General features: G+C 73.5%; 24 protein-coding genes. 11 read left to right on the top strand and 13 right to left on the bottom strand.

Features of this window, described 5'->3' with window-relative positions; genetic code table 11:
- Positions 1 to 75: 75 nt before the first annotated feature.
- From E1262_RS26915 to E1262_RS26885, 6 genes are all read right to left on the bottom strand, one after another.
- Positions 76 to 996 (bottom strand): hypothetical protein, encoded by a 921-nt coding sequence (locus tag E1262_RS26915; RefSeq protein ID WP_132107434.1) that lies wholly within the window; start codon positions 994 to 996, stop codon positions 76 to 78.
- Positions 993 to 1928: a hypothetical protein gene (locus E1262_RS26910; protein ID WP_132107433.1), complete on the bottom strand. Its 936-nt coding sequence runs from the start codon at positions 1926 to 1928 to the stop codon at positions 993 to 995. Before E1262_RS26910 ends, E1262_RS26915 begins: the two co-directional genes overlap by 4 nt.
- Positions 1925 to 2386, bottom strand: coding sequence for a hypothetical protein (locus E1262_RS26905; RefSeq protein ID WP_162606103.1), 462 nt, complete (start codon positions 2384 to 2386; stop codon positions 1925 to 1927). The genes E1262_RS26910 and E1262_RS26905 overlap by 4 nt, the downstream gene beginning before the upstream one ends.
- A gap of 138 nt (positions 2387 to 2524) precedes the next feature.
- Positions 2525 to 2974 carry an SRPBCC family protein gene (locus tag E1262_RS26895; RefSeq protein ID WP_162606102.1) on the bottom strand — a complete coding sequence of 150 codons (450 nt, stop codon included), beginning with the start codon at positions 2972 to 2974 and terminating at the stop codon, positions 2525 to 2527.
- A gap of 11 nt (positions 2975 to 2985) precedes the next feature.
- Entirely contained in the window at positions 2986 to 3471 is a 486-nt protein-coding gene (locus E1262_RS26890; RefSeq protein WP_132107429.1) for an SRPBCC domain-containing protein, read from the bottom strand.
- Positions 3458 to 3802, bottom strand: a complete 345-nt coding sequence (locus E1262_RS26885; protein WP_132107428.1) for an ArsR/SmtB family transcription factor — start codon at positions 3800 to 3802, stop codon at positions 3458 to 3460. The genes E1262_RS26890 and E1262_RS26885 overlap by 14 nt, the downstream gene beginning before the upstream one ends.
- A gap of 91 nt (positions 3803 to 3893) precedes the next feature.
- On the opposite strand from E1262_RS26885, the gene E1262_RS26880 reads away from it, so the two are divergent.
- The 6 genes from E1262_RS26880 to E1262_RS26855 all read left to right on the top strand — a co-directional run bounded on the left by E1262_RS26880 (position 3894) and on the right by E1262_RS26855 (position 11518).
- Positions 3894 to 4784 carry a diacylglycerol/lipid kinase family protein gene (locus tag E1262_RS26880; protein WP_203454504.1) on the top strand — a complete coding sequence of 297 codons (891 nt, stop codon included), beginning with the start codon at positions 3894 to 3896 and terminating at the stop codon, positions 4782 to 4784.
- A 469-nt stretch (positions 4785 to 5253) separates the two neighbouring features.
- A complete protein-coding gene (locus E1262_RS26875) occupies positions 5254 to 8001 on the top strand; it encodes an ATP-binding protein (RefSeq protein WP_238993068.1) in 2748 nt (915 codons plus the stop codon).
- Between the two features lie 187 nt (positions 8002 to 8188).
- A complete protein-coding gene (locus tag E1262_RS26870) occupies positions 8189 to 9055 on the top strand; it encodes a helix-turn-helix domain-containing GNAT family N-acetyltransferase (RefSeq protein WP_132107427.1) in 867 nt (288 codons plus the stop codon).
- 101 nt (positions 9056 to 9156) lie between these two features.
- The gene (locus tag E1262_RS26865) at positions 9157 to 9798 is read left to right on the top strand and encodes a 5-oxoprolinase subunit B family protein (protein WP_203454502.1); all 642 of its coding nucleotides are present in this window, start codon (positions 9157 to 9159) and stop codon (positions 9796 to 9798) included.
- Complete coding sequence (locus E1262_RS26860; RefSeq protein ID WP_132107426.1) at positions 9795 to 10556, top strand: LamB/YcsF family protein; 762 nt, start codon at positions 9795 to 9797, stop codon at positions 10554 to 10556. The genes E1262_RS26865 and E1262_RS26860 overlap by 4 nt, the downstream gene beginning before the upstream one ends.
- Positions 10553 to 11518, top strand: coding sequence for a 5-oxoprolinase subunit C family protein (locus E1262_RS26855; protein ID WP_132107425.1), 966 nt, complete (start codon positions 10553 to 10555; stop codon positions 11516 to 11518). Before E1262_RS26860 ends, E1262_RS26855 begins: the two co-directional genes overlap by 4 nt.
- Here E1262_RS26855 and clpX read toward each other — a convergent pair.
- Both clpX and E1262_RS26845 read right to left on the bottom strand, forming a co-directional pair.
- Entirely contained in the window at positions 11427 to 12668 is a 1242-nt protein-coding gene (gene clpX, locus E1262_RS26850) for an ATP-dependent Clp protease ATP-binding subunit ClpX (RefSeq protein ID WP_132107424.1), read from the bottom strand. The two genes, E1262_RS26855 and clpX, sit on opposite strands and share 92 nt — an antisense overlap.
- Positions 12669 to 12780: 112 nt before the next feature.
- Positions 12781 to 13434 (bottom strand): pyridoxamine 5'-phosphate oxidase family protein, encoded by a 654-nt coding sequence (locus E1262_RS26845; protein ID WP_132107423.1) that lies wholly within the window; start codon positions 13432 to 13434, stop codon positions 12781 to 12783.
- Positions 13435 to 13692: 258 nt separating this feature from the next.
- On the opposite strand from E1262_RS26845, the gene glgX reads away from it, so the two are divergent.
- Genes glgX through treZ form a run of 3 tightly spaced genes read left to right on the top strand, consistent with a single transcriptional unit; the run spans position 13693 to position 19882 of the window.
- Positions 13693 to 15834 (top strand): glycogen debranching protein GlgX, encoded by a 2142-nt coding sequence (gene glgX / locus E1262_RS26840; protein ID WP_132107422.1) that lies wholly within the window; start codon positions 13693 to 13695, stop codon positions 15832 to 15834.
- A complete protein-coding gene (gene treY / locus E1262_RS26835; protein ID WP_132107421.1) occupies positions 15831 to 18122 on the top strand; it encodes a malto-oligosyltrehalose synthase in 2292 nt (763 codons plus the stop codon). The genes glgX and treY overlap by 4 nt, the downstream gene beginning before the upstream one ends.
- A complete protein-coding gene (gene treZ / locus E1262_RS26830) occupies positions 18119 to 19882 on the top strand; it encodes a malto-oligosyltrehalose trehalohydrolase (RefSeq protein WP_132107420.1) in 1764 nt (587 codons plus the stop codon). Before treY ends, treZ begins: the two co-directional genes overlap by 4 nt.
- On the opposite strand, the gene E1262_RS26825 is transcribed toward treZ, so the two are convergent.
- From E1262_RS26825 to E1262_RS26810, 5 genes are read right to left on the bottom strand one after another with little or no spacing between them, the layout of a single operon-like run.
- A complete protein-coding gene (locus tag E1262_RS26825; RefSeq protein WP_203454500.1) occupies positions 19851 to 20615 on the bottom strand; it encodes a sugar phosphate isomerase/epimerase family protein in 765 nt (254 codons plus the stop codon). The two genes, treZ and E1262_RS26825, sit on opposite strands and share 32 nt — an antisense overlap.
- Positions 20612 to 21625 (bottom strand): hydroxyacid dehydrogenase, encoded by a 1014-nt coding sequence (locus E1262_RS26820; RefSeq protein WP_132107419.1) that lies wholly within the window; start codon positions 21623 to 21625, stop codon positions 20612 to 20614. Before E1262_RS26820 ends, E1262_RS26825 begins: the two co-directional genes overlap by 4 nt.
- Before the next feature lie 54 nt (positions 21626 to 21679).
- On the bottom strand, positions 21680 to 21820 hold the full coding sequence (locus tag E1262_RS30605) for a hypothetical protein (RefSeq protein WP_162606101.1): 141 nt from the start codon (positions 21818 to 21820) through the stop codon (positions 21680 to 21682).
- Positions 21817 to 22209, bottom strand: a complete 393-nt coding sequence (locus tag E1262_RS26815) for a PPOX class F420-dependent oxidoreductase (protein ID WP_132107418.1) — start codon at positions 22207 to 22209, stop codon at positions 21817 to 21819. The genes E1262_RS30605 and E1262_RS26815 overlap by 4 nt, the downstream gene beginning before the upstream one ends.
- On the bottom strand, positions 22206 to 23093 hold the full coding sequence (locus tag E1262_RS26810) for a helix-turn-helix domain-containing protein (RefSeq protein ID WP_132107417.1): 888 nt from the start codon (positions 23091 to 23093) through the stop codon (positions 22206 to 22208). Before E1262_RS26810 ends, E1262_RS26815 begins: the two co-directional genes overlap by 4 nt.
- 169 nt (positions 23094 to 23262) lie before the next feature.
- On the opposite strand from E1262_RS26810, the gene E1262_RS26805 reads away from it, so the two are divergent.
- Together E1262_RS26805 and E1262_RS26800 are read left to right on the top strand one after the other, a co-directional pair.
- Positions 23263 to 25542 (top strand): discoidin domain-containing protein, encoded by a 2280-nt coding sequence (locus E1262_RS26805; protein WP_132107416.1) that lies wholly within the window; start codon positions 23263 to 23265, stop codon positions 25540 to 25542.
- Between the two features lie 42 nt (positions 25543 to 25584).
- A partial coding sequence (locus E1262_RS26800; RefSeq protein ID WP_132107415.1) for a MerR family transcriptional regulator occupies positions 25585 to 25958 on the top strand: 374 nt, incomplete at its 3' end.

Genomic DNA, 25958 nt, shown 5'->3' with positions numbered 1-25958 from the left:
CGCGGCGCCGGGTCGCGCTCGTCCGCTCAGGCGCTGATCCGCCGGCTACGCCCGGCGACGTACGGCCGCGCCCACTCAGCCACAGACGTGGCCCGCCAGCCGGACCAGCTCGACCATGGTGGGGGCGTCCAGCGGGAACCGCTCCGGCAGCTGCGTGGTCCCGGACGTCACGGAGTACTCGATCTGTCCGTCGTAGCCACTCATCGTGGTCGCCTCCGCGCAGTCCTCGACCGTCCACGTCACCGCGACCTGCACAGTGCTGTTGCCGTCCAGCTCGATCGGCAGCTCCGGCGGGACGGCGCTCATGCCGGGCACCATGGGCACCATGCTGGTCACCCGGGCCGGCCGGCCGGAGTGGTTGAGCATGGGGAGCGTCACCGTGAGGCTGGCGCCGTCGGACCGCGCCGTCACCGGCCCGGCGAACTGGACGTAGCCGGCGCCGAACTCGCACTCGGAGCTCCACAGCATGTCCAGGCCGCCGTAGTCGGCCTGCTGGTCAGCCGTGACGGTGCGTTCATCGCCGCCGTCGTCGCGGATGCGCACGCGCACGTGGGTCGGCGCCGCTGCCGCGCAGTCGGCGACCAGCCCGTCCTGCCGCACTGTGACCCACTCGCCCACCGGCGCCAGGATCGCGTCGGGCGAGCCCGCGCCGGGGTCGATGGCGAACCCGTCGGCCTCGAGCCCGACGATCTCGACCGCCCGTGCACCGATGTTCATCAGCTGGACCTCGACGCTGGTGCCGGCGTCGCTGCGCTCCGGCGTCCAGTTCGTCACGGCGCTGACCACGCCGACGCGGGCCAGTTCGGCGGCGTCGTGCCGGGCGTCGGCGACGACCGCGCCGAGCAGGCCGCCGACCAGCAGCGCCGCGGCTGGGACCGCCCAGTGCCGCCACGGGTGGGCAGACCGCCCGGCCGGCTCCGGTGGTCCCTCGCCGCCGGCCCGGCCGACGACTCCGAGGTCGAGAATGCCGTCGTCGCGCTCGTCCCCCATCGTCATTCCTGGATTCTCGCTGGACAGGACTGGCCGGACAACCGGGCCAGCGCGGTGAACCCGGCCTCCGGGAGCACGATGATCTGCTCAGTCTCCGCGTCCCCGTGGAGGATGCGGACCGCCAGTGAGCCGCCGGACGCTCTCAACGCCCGCTCGCAGTCGCTCACCGTCCACGTGGTCGTGACGCTGACGGTCTCGCCGACGGGGATGGCCAGGTCGGCCGCCTCGGTGGTCAGGGCGAAGCCCGGCGCCCGGGCCGCGATGGTGCCGATGCGGAGGTCGTCGGGCCCGTCGTTGCCGAGTTCGAGACCCAGGACCACCGCACCGTCGCCGGTCCGGAGCACGGCGCTGTCGCGGACCTGCAGCCCGAACCGAGGGGCCTGGCACTCGTAATACCAGAAGCCGCGCAGGCCTTCGTAGTCGTCCGGCGGCTCGACCTCGACCTGCCGCTCCTCCCCGGACTCCGTGCGAGCGCGCACCCGCAGGCCGTCTGGGAGCCGGCCCTCACAGTCGACCTGGAGGCCGCGCTGGACGTACGTCACCCAGACGCCGGGCTCGGCCGCCACGGGATCGCCAGGCTCGGCGCCGTCGGCGAGCGTCATGCCCTCGACCTCCACGCCGACGATCTCGACCGGATGGTCGCCCGCGTTGAGCAGCGTGACGGTCAGCTCGCCCCGCGGCCGGCCGCCGTCGATGACGACCGGCTGCACCGCACCGCCGAACAGCTCGACCCGTCCCTGGCGCGCCGCGTCCTCGCGCGCGTCGGCGACGACCAGTCCGACCACGGCGCCCACGACGAACGCCAGCGCGACGGCCACCCAGCGCCACCGGCCGGCGGCTAGCGCCGCCCGCTCGCGCCGGTCCGCCGGCGGCGGCTCGGGCGCCGCGTCACCGCCGCGCACCACGCCGAGGTCGAGTGGCTCGCCTGGTGTCGTCATGGCGAGCCCCCGCAGACGCGGTCGACCAGCAGCACCAGCTCGGCCTGCGCGGCGCTGTCCAGGGGGTGGTGTCCGCGCGCCGACGACTCGCCGGCGTACGCGTAGAGGAGCTGCGGTTCGAGCCACTGCAGCGCCAGCCGGCAGTTGGTGACCGTCCAGGTCAGCGGCACGGAGAGCGACTCGCCTGGCGGCACCTCGAACGGCACCTCGGGTCCCGCGGTGGCCAGGCCGGGAGTTTCGGCCTCCAACGCGATCACCTCCAGGGACTCGGTCCCGGGATTCGCCAGGCGGATGTCGGTGGTGAGGGTCCCGGCGTCACTGCTTGTCACGGTAGCGGCGAGCTCGGGGAACACCAGCTCGGGTGGCCGGCAGGCGTGCCGCCAGACGTCGCCGACGCCTCCGAACTCGGGCAGCCCTCCGGCCTCGACCACCCGCTCGCCACCACCACCCAGCGCCACGGCCAGGCCGGACCGGACGGTGATCCCGGCGGCGGCTCGCCCGCCTCCGGCTCGCGCGTCGAACCGAGAACTCCCAGGTCGAGTGGCGCGTCATCACCCTGCCTCATCGATGGATTGTCGCTGGGTAAGGGTTCCGCCTCACAACACAGCGGCGAGCTTGTCCAGCGTCTGCTCCAGCCCGAGGCGCGACATCCGCACGGTGTCCGCCGTCCCGTACCCGCGCTCGGTGACTGTCAGCTCCGTCCCGCCGCCCGACGGGGTCAGCGTCACCTCGTGCGGCACACCGGTCTCCGGGATGTCGCCGGGCAGCCCGAGCGACGACGGCGGCACCGGCCGGCCGGACGCGTCGCAGAAGCCCAGGACGTACTCGAGCCGGCGCGGCGGGTCGACCAGACCGTAGGTCCAGGTGTTGTAGAGCTCGAAGCCCTCGGGCGAGCGCATCGCCACCAGCGACGTGCCGCCGGGACGCACCTCCATGCGCGCGACCGGCGCGGTGAAGCCGTCGGGGCCCCACCAGCGCTTGACGAGGTCGGACTCAGTCAGCGCCGCCCACACCCGCACGGGCGGCGCGTCGTACGTGCGCGTCACCGTGAGATCCATCAGCGCGTCACCCCGATCACGCCGTCGAGGAGGTCGAGTGAGTCGCGGATGCCGGACTCCATGTCGGTGGGGATCCAGCCGTCGCGGTCCTCGACCGACTGGAAGAGCGAGACGTTCGTGTAGAGCGTGCCGCCGTCGCCGGTGGCCTCGAACGAGTCGGTCACCAGCTGCAGGTGACCGGGTCCGCCCATCTCGAACTGCAGCGTCGACACGATCAGCGACCCCGGGACGACATCGTGGTAGACGCCCCAGAAGGTGTACGGGGTCCCGGCGCCCGAACGCTGCCGGGTGACGAACCGCCAGAGCCCGCCGCGGCGCACGTCCATCACCTCGACCGTGGTCTCGAACCGGCGCGACCCCCACCAGCGAGGGATGAGCTCCGGGTCGGTCATCGCCGCGAACACCACGTCGGGTGGCGCGGCGAACGTCCTGGTGACGACGATGTCCTGGCGGCCCGGCTCGAAGAGCACCTCAGTCGTGCGCATGACCCCGTCCTTCCTGAATCCTGACGATCTCCTGCTCGAGGCGGCCGAGTGAGTCCTCCCAGGCCGCGCGGTGGTGCTCGATCCAGCCGCTCGCGCGGTCCAGCGGAGCGACCTCCAGCCGGCACGGACGCCACTGCCCCTGCCGGCCACGGCTGACCAGCCCGGCCCGCTCCAGCACCTTGAGGTGCTTGGAGATCGCCTGGGCGGTCATGTCGAACGGCCGGCCCAGCTCGGTGACCGGCGCGGGCCCCTCCGCCAGCCGGGCGAGGATGGCCCGCCGGGTCGGATCGGCGAGCGCGGCGAACACCCGGCTCAGGCCGTCGTCGTCCATCGAGCCTCCCGATATTCAACCTACGGGTTGATAAACCGATGGGTTGATTATCGCTCAGCGTTCTCTCATGTCAACCTGACACCATCGGACGGTGCCGAACCTGCTGGTCATCATGAACACCCGCGCGGGAAGCGTGCGGGGCGAGGCGGTCGAGACGGCGCTCGGCGTGCTGCGCGCGGGTGGCGGCGACGTCCAGATCGCCGATCTGGACCCGGACACGCTCCCCGGCGTGCTCGAAGGACACCCCGGTCACCGGCCGGTCGTCCTGGGCGGCGACGGGTCGGCGCACCTGGTGGTCGCCACAGCGCTGCGCCTCGGCCTGCTGGACCGGCCGCCGTTCGCGTTCGGGCTGATCCCGCTCGGCACCGGCAACGACCTCGCCCGCACGCTCGGGCTGCCGCTGGACCCGGCGCGCGCCGCCGAGGTGGCGCTGGACGGCCGGGGGCGCGAGCTCGACGTGCTGACCGACGACGCCGGCGGGGTCGTCGTCAACGCCGTGCACCTGGGCGTGGGCGCCGACGCCGGGCGGCGCGCCGTCCCGCTGAAGCCGCGGCTCGGCCGGCTCGCCTACCCGGTGGGCAGCGCGGTGGCCGGAGCGGCGGCCCGCGGATGGAAGCTGCGCGTCACCGTCGACGGCGAGGTGCTGGCCGGCGGCGACCGGCGCGCGCTCATGGTCGCGCTCGGCAACGGCGTCACCATCGGCGGCGGCGCCCCGGTGACGCCGTCGGCCCGCCCCGACGACGGCCGGGTCGACGTCGTCGTGTCGTTCTCGACCGGCTGGCGGGCCCGGCTGGCGTTCGCCGCCGCGCTGGTCCGTGGCCGGCACCCGGAGCGGCACGACGTCGAGGCGGCGCGCGGCCACCAGGTGACCGTCGCGGGCGGGCCGGTGCCGGTCAACGCCGACGGCGAGTTGTCCGAACTGGTCGGCGCGCGCACGTGGACGGTGCGGCCGCATGCGGTGCGCGTGCACGTCCCGCATTGACCCTCCGCGGACCATGGGGCTCTTCTGCCGTTTCCGTGGGCCGGCGCGTGATCGCGAGGGAGTTCCCTGCTACAGCGGGGTGAACACCCTCCTGATCACGGTGCCACCTGGCGCCAGGCGCCACGACGTCGAGAACCGCCCACCTCGTGTTGATCTTGGAGTTGTTCGGCCATCTATCGGACATTTGGCCCGCAATGGCCGAACAACTCCAAGATCAACACGGGACGCCGAGGATGCGTACGTGCTCGCCAGCAGGCCCGGCGTGGCGCGACGAACACCGGCCCGGCCCCGTGCGCGCTGGGGGGTCACCCGTCCCTGGCGTTCCGGACGCTGACCGAGCAGCCGCTGGCCGTCGCCGACCCTCCGCGGACCTTCTGATCGAGCGAAGCGCTTCGAGCCCTGGACAGCCGATTCCGGCTGCCGCCGCCGACAGGCAGACTTGCCCTAGCCCCGGGGGAAGGTGACTGCCATGACGATGGGTGGCGCGGCGCTGGAGTTCCGCGATCGGCGTGCGGAGCGCACCCGCCTGGACCGGCTGGTGGCGGAGGTGCACTCCGGCCAGGGCCAGGTGCTGGTCGTTCGTGGCGAGGCCGGAATCGGCAAGTCCGCCCTGCTCGAGTACCTGGTCGATCAGGCCGGCGGGAGCCGGGTCATCCGCGCGAGCGGCGTCGAGTCGGAGATGGAGCTGCCGTTCGCCGGCCTGCATCAGCTGTGCGGCCGGATGCTCGACCTCGGCGATCGCCTGCCCCGCCCGCAGCGCGACGCGCTGGCCGTCGCCTTCGGCCTGGAATCCGGCGGTCCGCCGGACCGCTTCCTGGTCGGCGCGGCGACGCTCGGCCTGCTGACCGAGGCGTCGGACCGCCAGCCCCTGCTCTGTGTCGTCGACGATGCACAGTGGCTGGATCACGCCTCCGCGCAGACGCTGACCTTCGTCGGCCGGCGGCTGCTCGCCGACCGCATCGGCCTGGTGTTCGCCGTCCGCGAGCCCGTGGACGGGCCGGAGTGGCGCGGCTTCCCGGAGCTCCCGGTCGGCGGCCTGGCCGACCACGACGCCGAGAGCCTGCTCGCCGCCGTGGTCCCCGGCCGGCTGGACGAGCGCATCCGGCGCCGGATCGTGGCCGAGACCCGGGGCAACCCGCTCGCGCTGCTCGAGCTGCCGCGCGGCCTGACCACGGCCGAGCTGGCCGGTGGGTTCGAGCGGCCCGACGCCCGGCCGCTGACGAACCAGATCGAGCAGAACTTCGCCCGCCGGGTGCGGGCACTCCCGCCACAGACCCAGCGGTTGCTGCTGACCGCCTCCGCCGAGCCGGTGGGCGACCTCCCGCTCCTGCTGCGCGCCCTGACGATCCTGGGCGTGCCGATCGACGCGGCCGCACCCGCCGAGGCGGCCGGCCTGATCGAGCTGGGCGCGCGGGTCCGCTTCCGGCATCCGCTCGTGCGGTCGGCGACCTACCGGGCAGCGGCCGCCGCCGACCGCCGCGTCGTCCACCAGGCGCTCGCCGAGGCCACCGACGTCGATCTCGACCGGGACCGGCGCGCCTGGCACCGCGCCCACGGTGCGGCCGGCCCCGATGAGGACGTGGCCGGCGAACTGGCCGGGTCCGCGGATCGGGCGCAGCGCCGCGGCGGTGTCGCGGCCGCGGCCGCGTTCCTGCAGCGGGCGACGGAGTTGACCCCCGACCCGGCCGTGCGCGCAACCCGGGCCCTGGCCGCCGCCCAGGTCACGCTGCGGGCCGGCGCGTTCGAGGAAGCGCTGCGGCTGCTCGTCAGCGCCGAGGACGGGCCGGCCGACCCATTGCACCGCGCCCATGTGGATCTCCTGCGAGCGCAGATCGCGTTCGCCTCCGGTCACAGCAAGGACGCCCCTCGCCTGCTCCTGGAGGTCGCCAGGCGCCTCGAACCGCTCGACGTCGACCTGGCGCGCGACACCTACCTCGACGCGATCGCGGCCGCGATGTTCGGCGGGCGCCTGGCCGGCCGGTTCGGGGTGGCGGAGGTCGCACGAGCCGCGCGGTCGGCGCCGGCGGCGACGGCACGCCGCAAGCGTGACGCGCTGCTGGACGGTGCGGCCAGGCTGTTCTCCGAAGGGTATCCGGCGGCGGTGCCACCGGTGCGGGAGGCCGTTCAGGCCTTCCGGGACGACGACGGCGCCGGCCAGGACGACCTGCGGTGGATGTGGCTGGCGTCGGCCCTGGCCGTCAACCTCTGGGACGACGAGAACTGGGATGCCCTCACCGCGCGCCACGTGCGGATCGCTCGCGAACTGGGCGACCTCACCGAGCTCCCGCTCGTCCTCAACCACCGGGTCGCGCTGAGCCTCTTCGCCGGCGACGACGCAGCGGCGGCGTCGCTGGTCGCCGAGATCCGGACGATCAGCGACGCGACGGGGGTCGGCCTGGCGCCGTACGGCGCGGTCACACTGGCGGCCTGGCGTGGCCGGGAAGACGAGGGGACCGCGCTGATCGGCGCGACCCTGGACGATGCCACGGCCCGCGGCGAGGGCGGCGGGGTGGTCATCGCCCACTTCGCCAACGCCGTCCTCATGAACGGTCTCGCCAGGTACGACGACGCGCTGGCCTCGGCCCGCACCGCCACCGCGTATCCGGCCGAGCTCGGCGTCGCCGGCTGGGCGTTGCCCGAGCTGGTCGAGGCGGCGGCGCGCAGCGGACGGCCGGAGCTGGCGGCTGACGGCTTCGACCGGCTGACCGAGCTGGCGGTGGCGTGCGACACCGGCTGGGCACTCGGCGCGCTCGCCCGGTCGCGGGCGCTGCTGGTGACCGGCGCGGCGGCGGAGGCGCACTATCGCGAGGCCGTCGAGCGGCTCGCCGGCACCCGAATCCGGATGGACCTCGCCCGCACCCACCTGCTCTACGGCGAGTGGCTGCGCCGCGAAGGACGCCGCCAGGACGCCCGCACTCAGCTGCGGACCGCCTACGGCATGTTCACCACCGCCGGCGCCGGCGCGTTCGCCGAGCGCACCCGTCGAGAGCTCGCGGCGACCGGCGAGGTGGTCGACGAGCATACCGGCCCGGCCAGCGACTCCCTGACCGCCCAGGAGGCGCACATCGCCGACCTCGCCGGCGCGGGGCTGACCAACGCGGAGATCGGCGCCCGGCTGTTCCTCAGCCATCACACGGTCGAGTGGCATCTGCGCAAGGTCTTCACCAAGCTGGGCATCACCTCGCGACAGCAGCTCCGCCCGCCGGCCACACGATGACGTTGATCATGGAGAAACGCCCTCTTCCGGCGCCTCGAAAGGGGGCGTTCTCCATGATCAACAAGGGTTTGCGGTGCTGTGGCGCCACAGGCCCGAACGCGACGTCGGACAGTGTTCCGGACGAGGAAACCTCAGCGATACGCGAACATCACGCAAGCATCGATCGGGGTCAATAGGCTCCGTTGACATGACCGCCGGCACGCTCGCGCACCCCGATCTGCTCCCCACCGACGACGTCGCCCGCTTCGCCGAGTCCTTCGCCTGCCTGGCCGATCCCACCCGCGTCCGGCTCCTGCACGCCGTCGCGACCGCACCGGCCGGCCGGACGGTGGGCGAGCTGACCGAGCGGCTGGGCATCAGCCAGTCGACCTGCTCCCACCACGTCCGCAAGCTGGCCGAGGCCGGCTTCGTCCACGTCGACCGCGAGGGGCCGTTCACCAGGGTCACCGTCAACGAGGCGTGCATCATCGGGCTGCCGCACATGGCCGACGTCGTCATGGGTGCGCTGGCCACGCGGCCGCTGCATCCCGAAGTCGCGCCCGCCGGGATCACCGTCCGGGAGCTGCGGCTGGACGACTGGCCCGCGGTGCGCCGCATCTACCAGGAGGGCCTCGACACCGGCATCGCGTCCTTCGACACCACGGTGCCGCCGAGCACCCGGCTGGCCGCGCGCTGGCTGCCCGGGCACCGCTGGGTCGCCGAGATCGACGGCGCCGTGGTGGGCTGGACGGCGGTCGCCCACGCCTCGCAGCGCGAGAGCCTGCGCGGCGTCGGCGAGACATCGGTGTACGTCGATCGCGCCCACCGCGGCCGCGGCGTCGGCAAGGCGCTGCTGTTCCAGCAGGTCACGGCCACCGACCGGGCCGGCATCTGGATGCTGCAGACGTCGGTGTTCAGCGTCAACCGGGCCGGGCTGTCGCTGCACCACCAGGCCGGCTACCGCACCGTCGGCGTACGCGAGAAGCTCGGCCAGCGTGACGGCGTCTGGCACGATTGCCTGCTCCTCGAGCGCCGCGCGCAGGCCGCCGTGCCCCACCCGCGGGCAGCGTCTTGACATGATCGGTTCGCCCTCCATTCAATGGCGGTGAGGACGCTCGTCAGGTGCCCGGTTCGGCAGCACCGAACGAGCGTCGACCCGTGTGGAGGGGCGACACCATGCGCACCAGTGAACTGCACGTACTTCCGTGTGGAGACCACGCGATCCTGGTCGAGCTGGACGACCTCGAGGACGTCCTCGCCCTGAACGCGGCGCTGCGCGGCCACGAGCCGGCCGGGCTGGTCGACGTCGTCCCGGCGGCCGAGACGCTGCTCATCATGTTCGACCCCGGGGTGACGTCCGTGGAGCGGCTCACCGACTACCTCGCGCGGCTGCCCGACGAGCGTCTCACCGCCGACGAGACGCCGCTGGTCGAGATCCCGGTCCGCTACGACGGCCCCGACCTCGACGCCGTCGCCGAGGCCACCGGGCTGTCCGCCGACGAGGTGGTCCGCCGGCACGCGGGCACCACCTACACCGTCGCGTTCACCGGGTTCGCGCCCGGCTTCGCCTACCTCACCGGGCTCGACCCACGGCTCGCGCTCCCCCGCCGCGAGAACCCACGGACCCGGGTGCCGGCCGGCTCGGTCGCCATCGCCGACCGCTACTCCGGCGTCTATCCGCGGTCCGGGCCGGGCGGCTGGCACCTGCTCGGGCACACTGACGCGGTGCTGTGGGACCTCGACCGGACACCGCCGGCGGCCCTGGTGCCGGGCACCCGCGTGCGGTTCACCGTCCGCGGCCGGGACGGCCGCCGGTGACCACCTCGATCGACCTCAACTGCGACCTGGGCGAGGGCTTCGGCGCCTGGTCCATGGGCGACGACGCCGGCCTGCTCGCCGTCGTCAGCAGCGCGAACGTGGCCTGCGGGTTCCACGGCGGCGACCCGACGATCATGCGTGGCATCTGCGAGATCGCGGCCGCCCGTGGCATCACCGTCGGTGCGCATGTCGGCTACCGCGACCTCGCCGGGTTCGGGCGCCGCGAGATCGCCATGCCGGCCACGCAGCTGGCCGACGACGTGCTGTACCAGCTGGCCGCGCTCGACGGCATCGCGCGGGTGGCCGGGACCCGCGTCCGCTACGTCAAGCCGCACGGCGCGCTGTACAACACCATCGTCCATGACGCCGAGCAGGCCGCCGCCGTCGTCGACGCCGCCCGCTCCTACGACCCGACGCTGACGATCCTCGGACTGCCCGGCTCGGAGGTGCTGCGCATCGCCGCAGTGCACGGGCTGCCCACCGTGGCCGAGGCGTTCGGCGACCGCTCCTACCACGCCGATGGCCGGCTGGTGTCGCGGCGCCGGCCGGGCGCGCTCGTCACCGACCCCGACGAGGTGGCCGCCCGCTGCCTCCAGATGGTCACCACCGGGCAGGTGACCAGCATCGAGGGCGAGCCGGTCGCCGTACGGGCGCGCTCGCTGTGCGTGCACGGCGACACCCCCGGCGCCGTGAACCTGCTGCGCCGGGTCCGCGAGGTGCTGACCGAGAACGGCGTCCCGATCGCCGCGTTCGCATGACCGCCGGCCGCGAGCCCGTGCTCGAGGTGCTCGAGCCGGGCCTGCTGGCGATCGTCCAGGACCTGGGGCGGCCGGGGCTCGGCGCGATGGGCGTCGGGCGGGCCGGTGCGGCCGACGAAGGCAGCTTCCGGCTGGCGAACCGGCTGGTCGGCAACGCGGAGCTGGCCGCCGCGATCGAGTTCGTGCTCGGCGGGCTGGCGATCCGGTTCCGGCGGACGGCGACGGTGGCGCTCACCGGCGCGCCGGCGGACGTCCGGGCCGGCGAGCGGGCGGCCGCGTTCAACGCGCCGTTCTCCGTCCGCGCCGGCGAGGTGCTGCGGGTCGCCCGGCCGGCCCGCGGGCTGCGTGGGTACCTGGCCGTGCGCGGCGGGCTGGGCGTGACGCCGGTGCTGGGGTCGCGGTCGTGGGACTCGCTGGCCGGGATCGGCCCGCCGCCGCTGCGGGCCGGCGACCTGCTGCCGCTGGCCGACGACCACGACGGCGAGCCGTTCGTCGACGTCGCCCCGGTGCGGGCGCCGTTGCCGCCGCTCTCTGGTGCTGCGACGTTGCGCGTGCTGCCGGGCCCGCGGGCCGACCGGTTCGCGGCGTCGGCCCTGGACCGGCTGTTCGTCTCCGCCTACGAGGTGACGGCGGACAGCGATCGGGTGGGACTCCGGCTGGCCGGCCCGCCGCTGCCGGCGGCGCCGGGTGTGGCGGCGGAGCTCCCGCCGGAGGGGATGGTGACTGGCGCGCTGCAGGTGCCGCCGAGCGGCCGGCCGGTGCTGTTCCTGGCCGACCATCCGGTGACCGGCGGCTACCCCGTCGTCGGTGTAGTGCTGACGGCGGACCTGCCGCTCGCCGCGCAGCTGCGCCCCGGTGACGAGGTCCGGTTCAGGCCGACCGCTCCCGCTGCCGGCGTTGGTGGCGGCGGCCCCGTGGCAGCAGCGTCGGGAGCACGTTGGCGTCGACCACTTCGCGGGTGATGACCACCCGGGCGACGTCGTCGCGCGAGGGCACCTCGTACATCACGTGCAGCAGGACCTCTTCCAGGATCGCCCGCAACCCGCGCGCCCCGGTGCCGCGCAGCAACGCCAGGTCCGCGACCGCCTCGGTCGCGTCGTCGGTGAACTCCAGCTCCACGTGATCGAGCTCGAACAACCGCATGTACTGCTTCACCAGCGCGTTGCGCGGCTCGGACAGGATGCGGATCAGCGCCGCCCGGTCCAGCGGCGACACCGTCGTGATGACCGGCAACCGGCCGATGAACTCCGGGATCAACCCGAACTTCAGCAGGTCGTCGGGCATCACCTCGCCGAAGGTGTTCACCGCGTCGCGCTCGGACTTGGACTGGATCTGCGCGCCGAAGCCGAGACGGCGCTTGCCGATGCGGCCCTGGATGATGTCGTCCAGCCCGGCGAACGCGCCGCCCACGATGAACAGCACGTTCGTGGTGTCGATCTGGATGAACTCCTGGCCGGGGTGTTTCCGGCCGCCCTGCGGGGGGACGCTGGCGGTGGTGCCCTCGAGGATCTTCAGCAGCGCCTGCTGCACGCCCTCGCCGGACACGTCGCGGGTGATCGACGGGTTCTCGCTCTTGCGGGCGATCTTGTCGACCTCGTCGATGTAGATGATGCCGGTCTCGGCCTTCTTCACGTCGTAGTCCGCGGCCTGGATCAGCTTGAGCAGGATGTTCTCGACGTCCTCTCCCACGTACCCGGCCTCGGTCAGCGCGGTGGCGTCGGCGATGGCGAACGGCACGTTCAGCATCTTCGCCAGCGTCTGCGCCAGGTACGTCTTCCCGCACCCCGTCGGGCCGACGAGCAGGATGTTCGACTTGGCGACGGTGACGTCCGACGACGGCGAGCGGACCCGCTTGTAGTGGTTGTAGACGGCGACCGCCAGCGCCTTCTTGGCCGCGTCCTGCCCGACGACGTACCGGTCGAGGAACTCGTGGATCTCGCGCGGTTTCGGCGGGTCGACCAGCCCGGCGGCGGCGTCGGTGGCCGGGTCGTCGGCCATCAGCTCGTTGCACAGCTCGACGCACTCGTCGCAGATGCAGATGCGGGCCGGGCCCGCGATCAACTTCTTCACCTGCTTCTGGCTCTTGCCGCAGAAGGCGCACGTCATCAACATTCAGCCCACATTTCAGCTGTTCTGACCATCTGGATGGTAGGCGCTGATGGTACGGCTCCCCCGATCGCTTCCCGAGGAGCGGGGCCGGTCCGGCGTGTTGGCCGCGCCGCCGTCAGGGGCCCTGCATGAGCGTGCGCTTCGCATGCGCGCCCAGCCCGCGCGCGGCCGCCACCCCGAACGCGTCGCCGCCCTTGGCCTTGCGGTCGTCGGTGCCCCACTGGCGGTTCCGCGGCACCGGCATCAGCCGCGGCACGTGCTTGGAGCAGTGGATATAGGCCTCCTCGACGTGCACCGTCACCCAGCGCTCGGGACGGCGGCCGGGCACGTCGGCGTCGGCCGGCTCCTCGGGGTGCCGTTCGGCGAACTCCGACGGCGACAGCAGCGCCGCCGCGCCGTTGACGTGAAGGCCGACGAGATCGCGCACGAAGTCCATGAACAGCAGCCCGACGTGGCCGTTCTCGACGATGTTGCCGGCGCTGGCCATCACGCCGTTGCCGCGGTACTCCGGCCAGGCCAGCGTCCGCGGGTCCAGGACCCGGACGAAGCCCGGCGGGCCGGCCCGGAACGTGACGTCGCACTCACCGCCGCCGTCGGCCGTTCCGACGAACACCATCTCCATGCGGCCGACGAACTCGCGCATGTGGCCGTTGAGGCGATCGGTGACCTGCTCACGGTAGAAGCGGTCGGCCCGTTCCCGGCTGCCGTTCACCTCCTGCAGTGCGTGCTCGCCGGCCGATCCGGGTCGTTCGTGCGCAGCATGATCCATCTGTTGACCTCCACGTTCCCCCGCCCCCGGGTGCCGTATGCCGCACCATGATCGCGTAAGGACCGTCGCCTCCGATACCGCAGTGACACATATTGGGCCACAATTCGTCACACTGTGTGCCGGATCACGTTGATCACCGGCGATCGCCGGCGGGCCGGGCCGCGCCGACCGGGTGGATTCGAACGCGCCGAGCCGGGAACATTGAGCCTGACTCGCGGCGCTGCGAGCACCACATCGAACCGCGACGAAAGGCCACGGATGACCTCTGCCGAGCCGATGCCGCAGTGGCCCGGAGCGGCCTACCCGCTCGGCGCCACGTATGACGGCTCTGGCACCAATTTCGCCCTGTTCAGCGAGGTCGCCGACGGCGTGGAGCTGTGCCTGTTCGACGCGGTAGGCGCCGAGACACGCCTCCCGCTGACCGAGGTCGACGGGTTCGTCTGGCACACGTTCCTGCCGGGCGTCGAGCCCGGCCAGCGGTACGGGTTCCGCGTCCACGGCCCGCACGACCCCAAGGCCGGCCACCGCTGCAACCCGTCGAAACTGCTGCTCGACCCGTACGCGAAGGCCATCGACGGCACGATCGAGTGGCACCAGGCGCTGTTCGGCTACCAGTTCGGCGACCCCGACAGCCGCAACGACGACGACTCCGCGCCGCACATGCCGAAGTCGGTGGTCATCAACCCGTTCTTCGACTGGGGCACCGATCGCCCGCCGCGCCGCGAGTACGCCGAGTCCGTCATCTACGAGGCGCACGTCAAGGGACTCACGCGGACCCATCCCGACATCCCGGACGAGATCCGCGGCACCTACGCGGCCATCGCGCACCCCGTCGTCCTCAATCACCTGACGTCGCTGGGCGTCACCGCTCTCGAGCTGATGCCGGTGCACCACTTCGCCAACGACGCCACACTGATCGAGAAGGGCCTGTCGAACTACTGGGGCTACAACTCCGTCGGGTTCTTCGCGCCTGACCCCAAGTACAGCTCGGCCGCCACCCCCGGCGCGCAGGTCGGCGAGTTCAAGGCGATGGTGCGCGCGCTGCACGAGGCCGGCATCGAGGTGATCCTCGACGTCGTCTACAACCACACGGCCGAGGGCAACCACCTCGGCCCGACGCTGTCGTTCCGCGGCATCGACAACGCCGCGTACTACCGGCTGGTCGACGACGACAAGCGCTACTACCTCGACTACACCGGCACCGGGAACTCGCTGAACGTCGGCCACCCGCACACGCTGCAGCTGATCATGGACTCGCTGCGGTACTGGATCACCGAGATGCACGTCGACGGCTTCCGCTTCGACCTCGCCTCCGCGCTGGCCCGCGAGTTCTACGACGTCGACCGGCTGTCGGCGTTCTTCGAGCTCGTGCAGCAGGACCCGACCGTGAGCCAGGACAAGCTGATCGCCGAGCCGTGGGACCTCGGCCCGGGCGGCTACCAGGTGGGCAACTTCCCGCCGCAGTGGTCGGAGTGGAACGGCAAGTACCGCGACACCGTCCGCGACTTCTGGCGGGGCGAGCCGGCCACGCTGGGCGAGTTCGCCTCGCGCATCACCGGCTCGGCCGACCTCTACGAGCAGTCCACCCGGCGCCCGGTCGCGTCGATCAACTTCGTCACCGCGCACGACGGCTTCACGCTGCGCGACCTGGTCTCGTACAACGAGAAGCACAACGAGGCCAACCTCGAGGACAACAAGGACGGCGAGAACCACAACCGGTCGTGGAACTGCGGTGCCGAGGGGCGCACCGACGACCCTGAGGTCAACGCGATCCGGGCCCGGCAGCAGCGCAACTTCCTCGCGACGCTGCTGCTGTCGCAGGGCGTGCCGATGATCGGTCACGGCGACGAGCTGGGCCGCTCCCAGGACGGCAACAACAACGCGTTCTGCCAGGACAACGACCTCAGCTGGGTCGACTGGGCCGACGCCGACCGGCCGCTGCAGGAGTTCACCCGGCGGGTGACGGCGCTGCGCGCGGCCCACCCGGCGTTCCGGCGGCGCCGCTTCTTCAACGGCCGCCCGGTCCGCCGCGCGGACGCCGAAGGGCTGCCCGACATCGACTGGCTGCGCCCCGACGGCAGCCCGATGACCGAGAAGGACTGGGACGCCGGGTTCGGCCGGGCGATCGCGGTGTTCCTCAACGGCAACGGCATCGCCGAGGTCGACGCCCGCGGGCAGCGCGTCGTCGACGACTCGTTCCTGCTCTGCTTCAACGCCCACCACGAGCCGCTGGAATTCACCCTGCCCGGCCCGGAGTTCGGTGCCGCCTGGGACACCGTCCTGGACACCGCCGACGACGACGCCGGCGACCGCGGCGGGCCTCGCGCAGCCGGCTCCGTCGTCACCGTCCAGGCCCGGTCCCTGCTGGTCCTGCTGGCGCCCCGGGACACCGAGCCGTGAGCGCCCGGCCCGCGAGCACCTACCGGCTGCAGCTGAGCGCGGCGTTGGCGCTGGAGGCTGCGGCCGAGTTGGCCGGCTACCTGCGCGACCTCGGCGCCGGCGCGGTCTACCTGTCGCCGGTGCTGCGCGCCGCCGCCGGGTCGGCGCACGGCTACGACGTGGTCGACCCGGGGTCGATGGACGACGAGCGCGGCGGCGAGGCCGGCTGGCGCACGCTGCTCGCGGCGGTTCGGGAGCACGGGCTGGCCGTCGTCGTCGACATCGTCCCGAACCACCAGGGCGTCGCCGACCCGGAGCAGAACCCGGCCTGGCAGGACCTGCTGCGGCACGGCCCGGCGTCGAAGTACGCGGACTGGTTCGACGTCGACTGGGCGGCGGGCCGGCTGGTGCTGCCGGTGCTGGACGAGCCGGGCGCGTTCGAGGTCGCCGGCGACGGGGCCGGCGCCGCGCTCGTGGCTGGCAGAGTGCGCTTCCCGCTAGCGCCCGGCACCGGGCCGCGACCCGGCGACACCGCCGCCGATGTGCACGCCCGGCAGCACTACGAGCTGGTGGCGGCCGGGCGGGCGGAGACCGACCTCACCTACCGGCGGTTCTTCGCGGTGTCGACGCTGGCCGGGGTGCGCGTCGAGGACGCGGAGGTCGCGGCGGCGACGCACGAGCGGATCCTGCGCTGGGTCGACGAGGACGGCCTCGCCGGGCTGCGGGTGGACCACCCGGACGGGCTGGCCGACCCCGGCGGCTACCTGCGCTGGCTGCGCTCGCACGCCCCGGACGCCTGGCTGCTCGCCGAGAAGATCCTGGAGCCGGGCGAGACGTTGCCGGCGGACTGGCCGGTCGACGGCACCACCGGATACGACGCGCTGGCCGAGGTGGGGCCGCTGTTCGTCGACCCGGCGGCGGAGCCCGAGCTCGACCGGCTCTACCGGGAGGTCACCGGCGACAGGTCGACCTGGCCGGCGCACATCCTGAGCGGGAAGCGTGCGGTCGCGACCACGATCCTGCGCTCGGAGTTCCACCGGCTGGCCCGGCTGGCGCCGTCCGTCCCGCACGCCGTCGCTGCGCTGACCGAGCTGGCGCTGTCGTTCCCGGTCTACCGCTCGTACCTGCCGTCGTCGGGGGCGGACCATCTCGCGGCCGCGTTCGCCGGCGCGCGGAACCGGCGGCCCGAGCTCGCGGCCGCGTTCGACGCGCTTGCGCCGCGGCTGAGCGACCCCGCCGACGACCTCTGCGCCCGGTTCCAGCAGACCACCGGCGCCGTCATGGCCAAGGGCGTCGAGGACACCGCCGCCTACCGGTACACCCGGTTCGTCGCGCTCAACGAGGTCGGCGGCGACCCGGCCCGGTTCGGCCACGGCCTCGACGACTTCCATGCCGCCCAGGAACGGCGGCAGCGGCGGGCGCCGAACTCGATGACCACGCTGTCCACCCACGACACCAAGCGCGGCGAGGACGTGCGGGCGCGGCTGGCCGTGCTCGCCGAGGTGCCGGACGAGTGGGCACGGCTGGTCCGGCTGCTGGCGCGCGAGGCGCCGATGCCGGACGCCGCCGTCGGCTACCTGCTGTGGCAGACCGTCGTGGGCTTCGGTCTGGACCAGCCCGAGCGGCTGCACGCCTACGCGACCAAGGCGATGCGCGAGGCCTCGACGTTCACCGGCTGGGCCGACCCCGACGCCGACGCCGAGGCACACCTGCACGCCGCGCTCGACGCGCTGGCGGACGGGCCGGAGCTGCGGGCGGCAGTCGAGGCGTTCGTCGACCGGATCCGGCCCTACGGCTGGAGCAACGCGCTGAACCAGAAGCTCGTGCAGCTCACCATGCCCGGTGTGCCGGACATCTACCAGGGCACCGAGGGCTGGGACGACTCCCTGGTCGACCCGGACAACCGGCGCCCGGTCGACTTCGTGCGGCTGCGGGCTCTGCTGGCGCGCGTCGACGCCGCCGGCACGCCGCCGCCCGTCGACGAGACCGGCGCCGCCAAGATCTGGGTCGTCGCACGGGCGCTGCGGCTGCGGCGCGACCGGCCGGACCTGTTCACGGCGTACCGGCGGGTCCCGGTGCACGGCCCGGCCGCGGACCACGCCGTCGCGTTCGACCGCGGCGGCGCGGTGACGGTGGCGACGCGGCTGCCCATGCGGCTGGAGCGGCGGGGCGGGTGGGCGGACACCGTCGTGGAGGCGCCGGACGGCCGCGTCGACGTGCTCACCGGGCGTCCCGTGGCCGGCGGCGCAGTGCGGCTCGCGGAGCTGCTCGATCACTACCCCGTCGCGCTGCTGGCCCCACCGGCATGACGACCTTCCTGGTCTGGGCCCCGGCCGCCCGCCGCGTGGTGCTGCGTGCCGGCGGGCGCACGGCGACGGCGGTCCCGGCGCCGGGCGGCTGGTGGACGGCGCACGCGCCGGCGCCGCCGGGCACCGACTACGGCTGGCAGCTGGACGACTCCCCCGACGTGCTGCCCGACCCGCGCGCGGCCTGGCTCCCGCATGGCGTCGACGGCCGTGCCCGGGTGTACGACCATGCGGCGTTCCCGTGGTCCGACGGCCGATGGACCGGCCGCCCGCTGGCCGGCGCCGTCCTCTACGAGCTGCACGTCGGCACGTTCAGCCCGGAGGGCACGTTCGACGGCGCGGTCGCGCGGCTGCACCACCTGGTCGAGCTGGGTGTGACGCACGTCGAGGTGCTGCCGGTCAACGCCGTCGGCGGCGACTGGAACTGGGGCTACGACGGCGTCGGCTGGTACGCGGTGCACGAGCCGCTGGGCGGGCCGGACGGCTTCAAGCGGTTCGTCGATGCCTGCCACGCCCGCGGGCTGGCGGTTGTGCTGGACGTCGTCTACAACCACGTCGGTCCCAGCGGCAACCACCTGCCCCGGTTCGGCCCGTACCTCACCGCGGACGCCGGCACGGCTTGGGGCGACGTCGTCAACCTCGGAGAACCGACGGTACGCCGGTTCATCGTCGAGAACGCGCTGATGTGGCTGCGCGACTACCACCTCGACGGGCTGCGGCTGGACGCCGTCCACGCGCTCGTCGACCCGCTGGCCGGGCACGGGCACCCGCACCTGCTGGCCGAGCTGTCCGCGGCGGCCGAGCGGCTGGCCGCCGAGCTGGGCCGGCCGCTGCCGCTGATCGCGGAGTCCGACCTCAACGACCCGGTCATGATCGAGCCGCGCGCGTCCGGCGGGTACGGCCTGGACGCGCAGTGGGACGACGACGTCCACCATGCGCTGCACGCGCTGCTCACCGGCGAGCGGCAGGGCTACTACGCCGACTTCGGCTCGCTGACCGTGCTGGCGAAGGTGCTGCGCGACGCGTTCCTGCACGACGGCCGGTTCTCCACCTTCCGCCGCCGCCCGCACGGGCGTCCGGTGGACCGCGCCCGCACGCCCGGCCACCGGTTCGTCGTCTGCCTGCAGAACCACGACCAGGTCGGCAACCGGGCCGCGGGCGAGCGGCTCACCGAGCTGGCCTCGCCCGCCCGGCTGCGCATCGGCGCCGTGCTGCTGCTGTCGCTGCCGTTCACGCCGATGCTCTGGATGGGCGAGGAGTGGGCGGCGTCGACCCGCTGGCCGTACTTCACCTCGCACCCGGACCCGGTGCTGGCCGCCGCCATCGGCCCGAGCCGGCTGGAGGAGTTCCGCCGGCACGGCTGGGACACCTCGGCGATGATCGACCCACAGGACCCGGCCGCGTTCCGGACGGCCCGGCTGGACTGGGACGAGCCCACTCGCCCGGAGCACGCGGAGATGCTCGGCCTCTACCGGCGCATGATCGCGCTGCGAGCGGCCGAACCGGAGCTGCGCGACGGCGACCTCACCGCCGTCGCCTGCGGGTTCGACGAGGACGCCGGCTGGTTCGCGCTGCACCGCGGGGCGCTGCGGGTCGCCGTCAACCTCGCCGGCGAGCCGCGCCGGGTGCCGCTGTCCGGACCGGCCGGCGAGGTGCTGCTGACGACCGGCCCGGTGACAACGATGCCGGACGGCGCCGCGGTCGAGCTGGGCGCCGAGACGGCCGCCGTCGTCAGGACCCGGCCAGCCACTCCCGGAGCGTGACGGCGTCGCGGACCAGCGCCTCGGGGTCGTCGTCGGGGACGAACTCCAGCAGCGCGTACCGTTCGGCGTCGCCGCGCTCCCGCAGCGTGCCGAGCACGGGTTCCCACAGCGCCGCGCCGTCGGCCAGTGGGAGCCTGGCACCGTCGGCGGTCCAGGTGAACACGTGTGCGGTGACCAGGCCCGGCAGCAGCGCCGTCACCTCGTCCATCGCCTCGGCCGGGTCGAGGCCGAGCCGAGGCTGCCAGTACGGGCGCAGGCCCGGGTGGTCGACTGCGGCGTAGAGCGCGAGCGCGGAGTCCAGCGTGTCGGTGAGCGTGTTCGGGTGGTGTTCGACGGCGATCTCGACGCCGTCGCGGCCGGCCAGCTCGGTGATCCGGCGCAGGTCTGTGGTGACGCGCTCGCGCTGCTCGGGCGTCGCGTCGGCCGAGCCCGCAGACCCGGCCCAGATCCGGATCCGCGGCGCGCCCAGCGCGACCGCCGTCCGCAGCACGTCGTCGAAGTCGCCGGGATCGTGCTCGCCGGTCCGGTAGTACGAGCCGTACGCGACGATCCGGACGCCGTGGTCGGCGCTCGCCTGCGCCGTCCGCTTCGCCGCCGCGACGTCGCCGGCCGGGACGTGCACGTCGCCGCCCCACTCGACCGCCACCAGCCCGGCCCGGCGCATGACGCCGAGCACGTCGTCGACGCCGAGCTGCCGGAACGTGATCGACACCAGGCCGGTCTGCATGCTCATGCCTGCATCACCAGGTCGGCCCGCCGCACCTCGTACCGCAGCGGCTCGCCGGCCGCCAACCGCTCCAGCTCGTCCAGCGCCAGCGCCGTCAGCCGGCGGCACTCGCTGCCCAGGGCGCCGGCGATGTGCGGCGTGAGCACGACGTTGGGCAGCCGGTACAGCGGCGAGTCCGGCGGCAGCGGCTCCGGCTCGGTGACGTCGAGCACGGCGTGCAACCGGCCGCGCTCGCACTCGGCGGTCAGCGCCGCGTGGTCGACGAGCGCGCCGCGCGCGGTGTTGATCAGCGTGGCACCGTCCCTCATCAGGTCACATCGACGCGCGTCGATGAGATGCCGGGTCTCCGGCAGCGACGGCGCGTGCAGCGTGACGACATCGCTACGGGCCAGCAGGTCGTCCAGCTCGACCAGCTCCGCGCCAGCGGCCGCGACCGCCACCGGGTCGGCGTACGGGTCGGCGACCAGCACCGTGAGGTCGAACGGCCGGAGCAGGTCGACGACCCGGCGGCCGATGCGGGAGAACCCGACCACGCCGACCACCCGCCGGTAGTTCGACGCGTCGTCGACGCCGTCGCGCCAGCCCAACTCGCCGGGGTGCGCGCGGTACCCGGCCGCGAACTGCGGCACCCTCTTCCCCGCGGCCAGGATCGCGGCCAGCGTGTACTCGGCCACCGGGACGGCGTTCGCCGCGGCCGCCGTCGTGACTGCCAGCCCGCGGTCCCAGCAGGCGTCGGTGACGTGGTGCTTGACCGAGCCTGCAGCATGGAGCACGGCCCGCAGCCGGGGTGCGCCGGCCAGCACGTCCGCGTCGATGGGCGGACAGCCCCACGACGTCACCAGCACGTCGGTGCCGCCGAGCGCCGCCTGCACGGCCGCGTCGGCGAACGTCGCGACCGGCACCGGCAGGGCGAGATCGGCGAGCGTCTCCAGCCGCTCCCGCAGCGCGTCGTCGAACAGGTCGCGGTACGCGGCGTCGGACATGACCAGCAAGGCGCTGACCCGATCGTGCGGCATCACGACTCCCGACGGACGATGGCTTTCCGGACCAGGGTAAGCGCTTACATGGCGTCATCCGCACCTGGGTCGGCGATTCAGCGCGGCCGTCGTCACGCGGGCGCCCATGAGGCCGACGTCGCGGTCGCCCGCGATCTCGTCCGGGCCGGTGACGTAGCCGTCGACCGAGACGGCCATCCCGCCGAGGACGCTCATCCGATCACCACCAGCTGGACGTGCTCGGGCTCGATGGCGTAGACGACGCGGTCGGTGCGCGGCGCGTAGGGCATGCCGATGTACGTGTCGGACATCCGGTCGATGATCTCCCACGCCGGGTCGCCCTCGATGCGCTCCACCATCCGCCCGCGAACCAGCACGGACGTCGCCTCGCGAGCGCGGTCGGTCACCGAGATCGCCACCCTCGGATCGCGCTCGAGGTTCCGCGCCTTGCGCGAGTTCGGCGACGTCAGGATCGTGACGCGGTCCCCCTCGAGCCCGACCCACATCGGCACGGAGTGCGGCGAGCCGTCGGGCAGGAGGGTGGCGACGTGCGCGGGGTGGCCGCCGCTCAGCAGGCGGCGGGCCTCGTCGGTCAGTTCGGTCATGAGGCGAGGCTAGGAGCGCCCCGAGCACCGTTCTTGAACGAACCGGCCAGCTGCGCCTCGCGCAGCAGCGGCGTGTACGACGCGGAGTGGTCGTGGCCGCAGGCGCACGCCTCGCCGACGCCGCGCAGGAAGACCCGCGGCGTCACGCCGGCCAGCCGCACGCACTCGCGGGTCAGGTGCGCCTGGTCGGCGTAGCCGGCGTCGACGGCGAGCCTGGCCAGACCGTCGCCGGCCGCCTCGCCGCCCGCCGCCGTCGCCGCCTGCGTCCGGGCGAGGAAGCCCTGGAACCGCAGGATCCGCTGCAGCGCCTTCGGCCCGATGCCGACGCCGGCCAGGCAGTGCCGCCGGAAGCCGCGCTCGGACACGTACAGCTCCGCTCCCACGGCGCGGACCTCCGCCGCGTGCCACGGCATCAGCCGGCGGGTCGCCTCGGCGAGCAACGGCTCGGGGCCGGTGGCACCGGTCCGCAGAGCGGCGGCCGCCACGAGGTCCTCCAGTACACCGACGGCGGCGTCGTCCGTCGTCGCGGCCGCCAGCCGCTCGCCGGCCGCCGCTGCCGCCGTCCCCCACACCTCCACGGCATCGACGACGAGGCCGGTGAGGTCCGCGACCGGCCGGCCGAGGACGGCCGCCAGGGCACCGGGGCGCAGGCGCAGCCCGACGACCGTGGTCCCGGGCAGGAGCAGCTCGACGTGCGGTCCGGTGAGCACGCCGGCGAGCTGCGGCGCGTACCCCACCCGGCAGCGCAGCTCGACGCCGCCGGTGGGCAGGTGCCGCTGCGGGTACGCCGGTTCGCCGCGCGGGATGCGCTGCACCCACGTCGTCGTCACGAGTGCCGCCAGCCGCCGGACCGGCGGCCGCTCGCGGTAGGTCTGGCCGGCCACGCGTGTGAGTGTGACAGCTCCGCGACCGTCCCGGAAGGCTCGGCGCCTTCGGGCATGGACATGGAACGCGTTGCCAGGCCATCATCGCCCCTCAGCGTTCGGCTGGCACGAGCCGCGCGATATCGGATGGCAGATCGTTCCATGCTGTTCACCGCACCAGGAGGCGCTGATGAGCTGGTTCCGCCGCACACCCGGATCCTCGAGCGGCCGCTGGGGCCTCGGGGCACTCGCCCTGGCCCTGCTTGCCGTCGGCATCGTCATCGGATCGGCACTCACCCCCGGCTCGTCCGGACCCGCGTCGGCCGCGCCGCCGCCGCTCGTCGACGGTGCGCCCGGTGACGAGCCGTCGCTGTCGGCCGGGGCCATGTGGTACCCGTGGGCGCCCGGACCCGGGGAGCTCGGGGCCGTGCCGGCGGCGTTCTCGATCGACCACGTGCTCCAGGGGCGGACCGTGAAGAAGGTCGTCGCCTCGTGGGGACGCAATGAGGACAGCTCCAACGCGCCGCTGCGCAGCGGCCGCGCGGTCGGCGAGGACAACGGGCAGGTGTTCGTGCCGTACGACGCGCTCCCGTCGACGTTCACCATGACGGCGACGGCCCGGCTGCGCGACGGCTCGGTGCTGTCGGCGAGCTTCGTCCCGGTCACCCTGAGTCCGCCGTCGCCGAACCGCATCGGCATCCCGATGGCCCGCTCGGCCGACGCCGCGACATCGTGGACGACGTACACGGCCCAGCTGGTCGAGAACAAGTGGCGGCTGAACTGGTATCGCATCCACCGCGACCTGATCGAGCTGGCCGACGGCACCATCCTCATGGGCGCCTACGGGCACGGCACCATCGGCGGGGTCACCAAGGAGTACAGCCTGGTCCTGGAGTCCAGCGACGGCGGGCAGACGTTCCGGCAGCGCGCCGCGGTCAACGCGGGCTCCCGGTACGGCACCAACGAGCTGGGCCTGGGCCGCACGAGCGACGGCCGGCTGATCGCCGTCATGCGCGGCTCCGAGAGCGTGCCGCGGCCGCCGTCGATGCCGCTCACCGTCAGCTTCTCCGACGACGACGGCGTCACCTGGTCGCCGGTGCAGCCCTACGTCCCGCCGGAGGGCATGCCGGACAACGGCGTGTCGCCCAAGCTGGTCCTGCAGCCCAACGGCCAGCTGCTGCTGGCGTACGGCCGGCCGGACAACAACGTCGTGGTGTCGCGCGACGGCACCGGCCGCACGTGGGACACCGGCACGGTCGTCTACTCGCGGCACCCGGGCGACGATCCGCTGCGCCGCTGGATGGGCAGCAGCGGCAACATGGACATCATCCAGCTGAGCAGCGGCGCCTCGCTGGCCTTCGGCGACACCTGCCACAACATATGGTGGTGCCGCGAGTACGGCCACGACAACAAGATCTGGACCCGCAAGGTCGAGGCCCGCTCGCCCGGCGTCGGCCGCATCGACCTCGCGACGAAGGTCCGCACCGGCGTTGCGACGCTGAGCGGCACCGTGGCCGCGGCCGACGGCCGCTTCCCCGAGCAGCGCATCGAGGGCGCCGTCGACGGCAGCTCCGAGTACCGGGCGGCCGCTCGGTTCGCCGGCGACGCGACGCTGACCATCGAGCTGGACCGGGTGTACACGCTGGACCGGATCGGCCTGATGCTGGCCCGCGGCGAAGCGAACAGCGCCCGGATCCAGGTGTCCGAGGACGGCCGCCGCTGGAGCCGTCCGGTCCTCGACACCGGCGTCCGCACCGACTACGCCATGACGTACACCGACATCGAGCCGGTGCGGGCGCGGTACATCCGGATCAACGCGGGCTCCGGCGGCGCGCCGCTCACCGCCGTCACCGAGGTCGAGCTCTACGCCGCCGACCTGTTGACCTTCGAGAACGACGCGATCAACGAGGTGCCGCGGACGCTGACGGACACCCGCTACGCGTTCGTCGTCGACACGATCATCGACAGCTACGACCACTCCGCCACCCACATGGCGCTGGTCGATGCCGACATGGGCGCCCGGGCCGGTGCGACGTTCCCGGCGGCGCGTCCGTCGTCGGCCCAGCACGTGTCGTTCGGGTTCGAGGGCTACGGCTACGGCAGCGGAGCGCTCTGGGACGTCCTGGGCACGAACGCCGACGGCGAGGAGGTCACGGCGTTCCGGCTGCACTTCGCCCCGGATTGGGCGGCCAACAAGATGAAGGTCCGCGCGTGGGACGGTGACTCGTGGGTCGACGTCGGCTTGGCCGGACCGGTGCCGGCGAACAAGACCTGGATGACCGTCACCATCGACAGCACCGCGGCGGAGACGACGGTGAGCCTCAACGGGACCGTCATGGGCACCACGTCGCTCGCGCTCGCCGACGTCGAGGAGTTCACCGGGTTCCGCGCCGAGACCGGTCTGCTCCCCCAGGACGTCGGCAATATGGAGCACGCCTACGACGACGTCCTCATCACCCCGCTGGGCTGAACCGTTGACCTTGCCCCAAGGGCAGGGCCTAGCGTTCCGGACGTGGAGGACGCGCGGCGGCTGTCCATCGGGCAGGTGGCTCGGCTGGCAGGGGTCACCCCGAAGACGTTGCGGCACTACGACCGCATCGGGGTGCTCCGGCCGGCCGACGTCGACCCCGTGACGGGGTACCGGTGGTACCTCCCTGAGCAGGTCGAGCAGGTGCGGCTGGTCCGCCGGCTGCGTGCGCTCGAGCTGCCGCTGGAGGACGTCCGCCGGCTGCTGGCGCTGGTCGACGACCGCGACGCGTTCCGGTCCGCCCTGGCCGAGCACCGCCGCCGCATCGACGCCCGGGTCACCCGGCTGCGCGGGATCCTCCACACCATCGACCACGCGCTGACCGACGACGAGGTGACCGCAATGACCACACCCGCCAC

It is taken from the genome of Jiangella aurantiaca (assembly GCF_004349105.1).
GTDB lineage: Bacteria > Actinomycetota > Actinomycetes > Jiangellales > Jiangellaceae > Jiangella > Jiangella aurantiaca.
This window is presented reverse-complemented; position numbering and strand designations above follow the sequence as displayed.

What these genes read in the sequence shown, in the direction of transcription:
- E1262_RS26890 (WP_132107429.1), bottom strand. Translation starts at nt 3,471, where the DNA reads ATGCGCACGACTGAGGTGCTCTTCGAGCCGGGCCGCCAGGACATCGTC.
- E1262_RS26865 (WP_203454502.1), top strand. Translation starts at nt 9,157, where the DNA reads ATGCGCACCAGTGAACTGCACGTACTTCCGTGTGGAGACCACGCGATC.
- E1262_RS26855 (WP_132107425.1), top strand. Translation starts at nt 10,553, where the DNA reads ATGACCGCCGGCCGCGAGCCCGTGCTCGAGGTGCTCGAGCCGGGCCTG.
- E1262_RS26820 (WP_132107419.1), bottom strand. Translation starts at nt 21,625, where the DNA reads ATGCCGCACGATCGGGTCAGCGCCTTGCTGGTCATGTCCGACGCCGCG.
- E1262_RS26915 (WP_132107434.1), bottom strand. Translation starts at nt 996, where the DNA reads ATGACGATGGGGGACGAGCGCGACGACGGCATTCTCGACCTCGGAGTC.
- E1262_RS26825 (WP_203454500.1), bottom strand. Translation starts at nt 20,615, where the DNA reads ATGAGCATGCAGACCGGCCTGGTGTCGATCACGTTCCGGCAGCTCGGC.
- clpX (WP_132107424.1), bottom strand. Translation starts at nt 12,668, where the DNA reads ATGTTGATGACGTGCGCCTTCTGCGGCAAGAGCCAGAAGCAGGTGAAG.
- treZ (WP_132107420.1), top strand. Translation starts at nt 18,119, where the DNA reads ATGACGACCTTCCTGGTCTGGGCCCCGGCCGCCCGCCGCGTGGTGCTG.
- glgX (WP_132107422.1), top strand. Translation starts at nt 13,693, where the DNA reads ATGACCTCTGCCGAGCCGATGCCGCAGTGGCCCGGAGCGGCCTACCCG.
- E1262_RS26815 (WP_132107418.1), bottom strand. Translation starts at nt 22,209, where the DNA reads ATGACCGAACTGACCGACGAGGCCCGCCGCCTGCTGAGCGGCGGCCAC.
- E1262_RS26910 (WP_132107433.1), bottom strand. Translation starts at nt 1,928, where the DNA reads ATGACGACACCAGGCGAGCCACTCGACCTCGGCGTGGTGCGCGGCGGT.
- E1262_RS26805 (WP_132107416.1), top strand. Translation starts at nt 23,263, where the DNA reads ATGAGCTGGTTCCGCCGCACACCCGGATCCTCGAGCGGCCGCTGGGGC.
- E1262_RS26885 (WP_132107428.1), bottom strand. Translation starts at nt 3,802, where the DNA reads ATGGACGACGACGGCCTGAGCCGGGTGTTCGCCGCGCTCGCCGATCCG.
- E1262_RS26870 (WP_132107427.1), top strand. Translation starts at nt 8,189, where the DNA reads ATGACCGCCGGCACGCTCGCGCACCCCGATCTGCTCCCCACCGACGAC.
- E1262_RS26875 (WP_238993068.1), top strand. Translation starts at nt 5,254, where the DNA reads ATGACGATGGGTGGCGCGGCGCTGGAGTTCCGCGATCGGCGTGCGGAG.
- E1262_RS26845 (WP_132107423.1), bottom strand. Translation starts at nt 13,434, where the DNA reads ATGGATCATGCTGCGCACGAACGACCCGGATCGGCCGGCGAGCACGCA.
- E1262_RS30605 (WP_162606101.1), bottom strand. Translation starts at nt 21,820, where the DNA reads ATGAGCGTCCTCGGCGGGATGGCCGTCTCGGTCGACGGCTACGTCACC.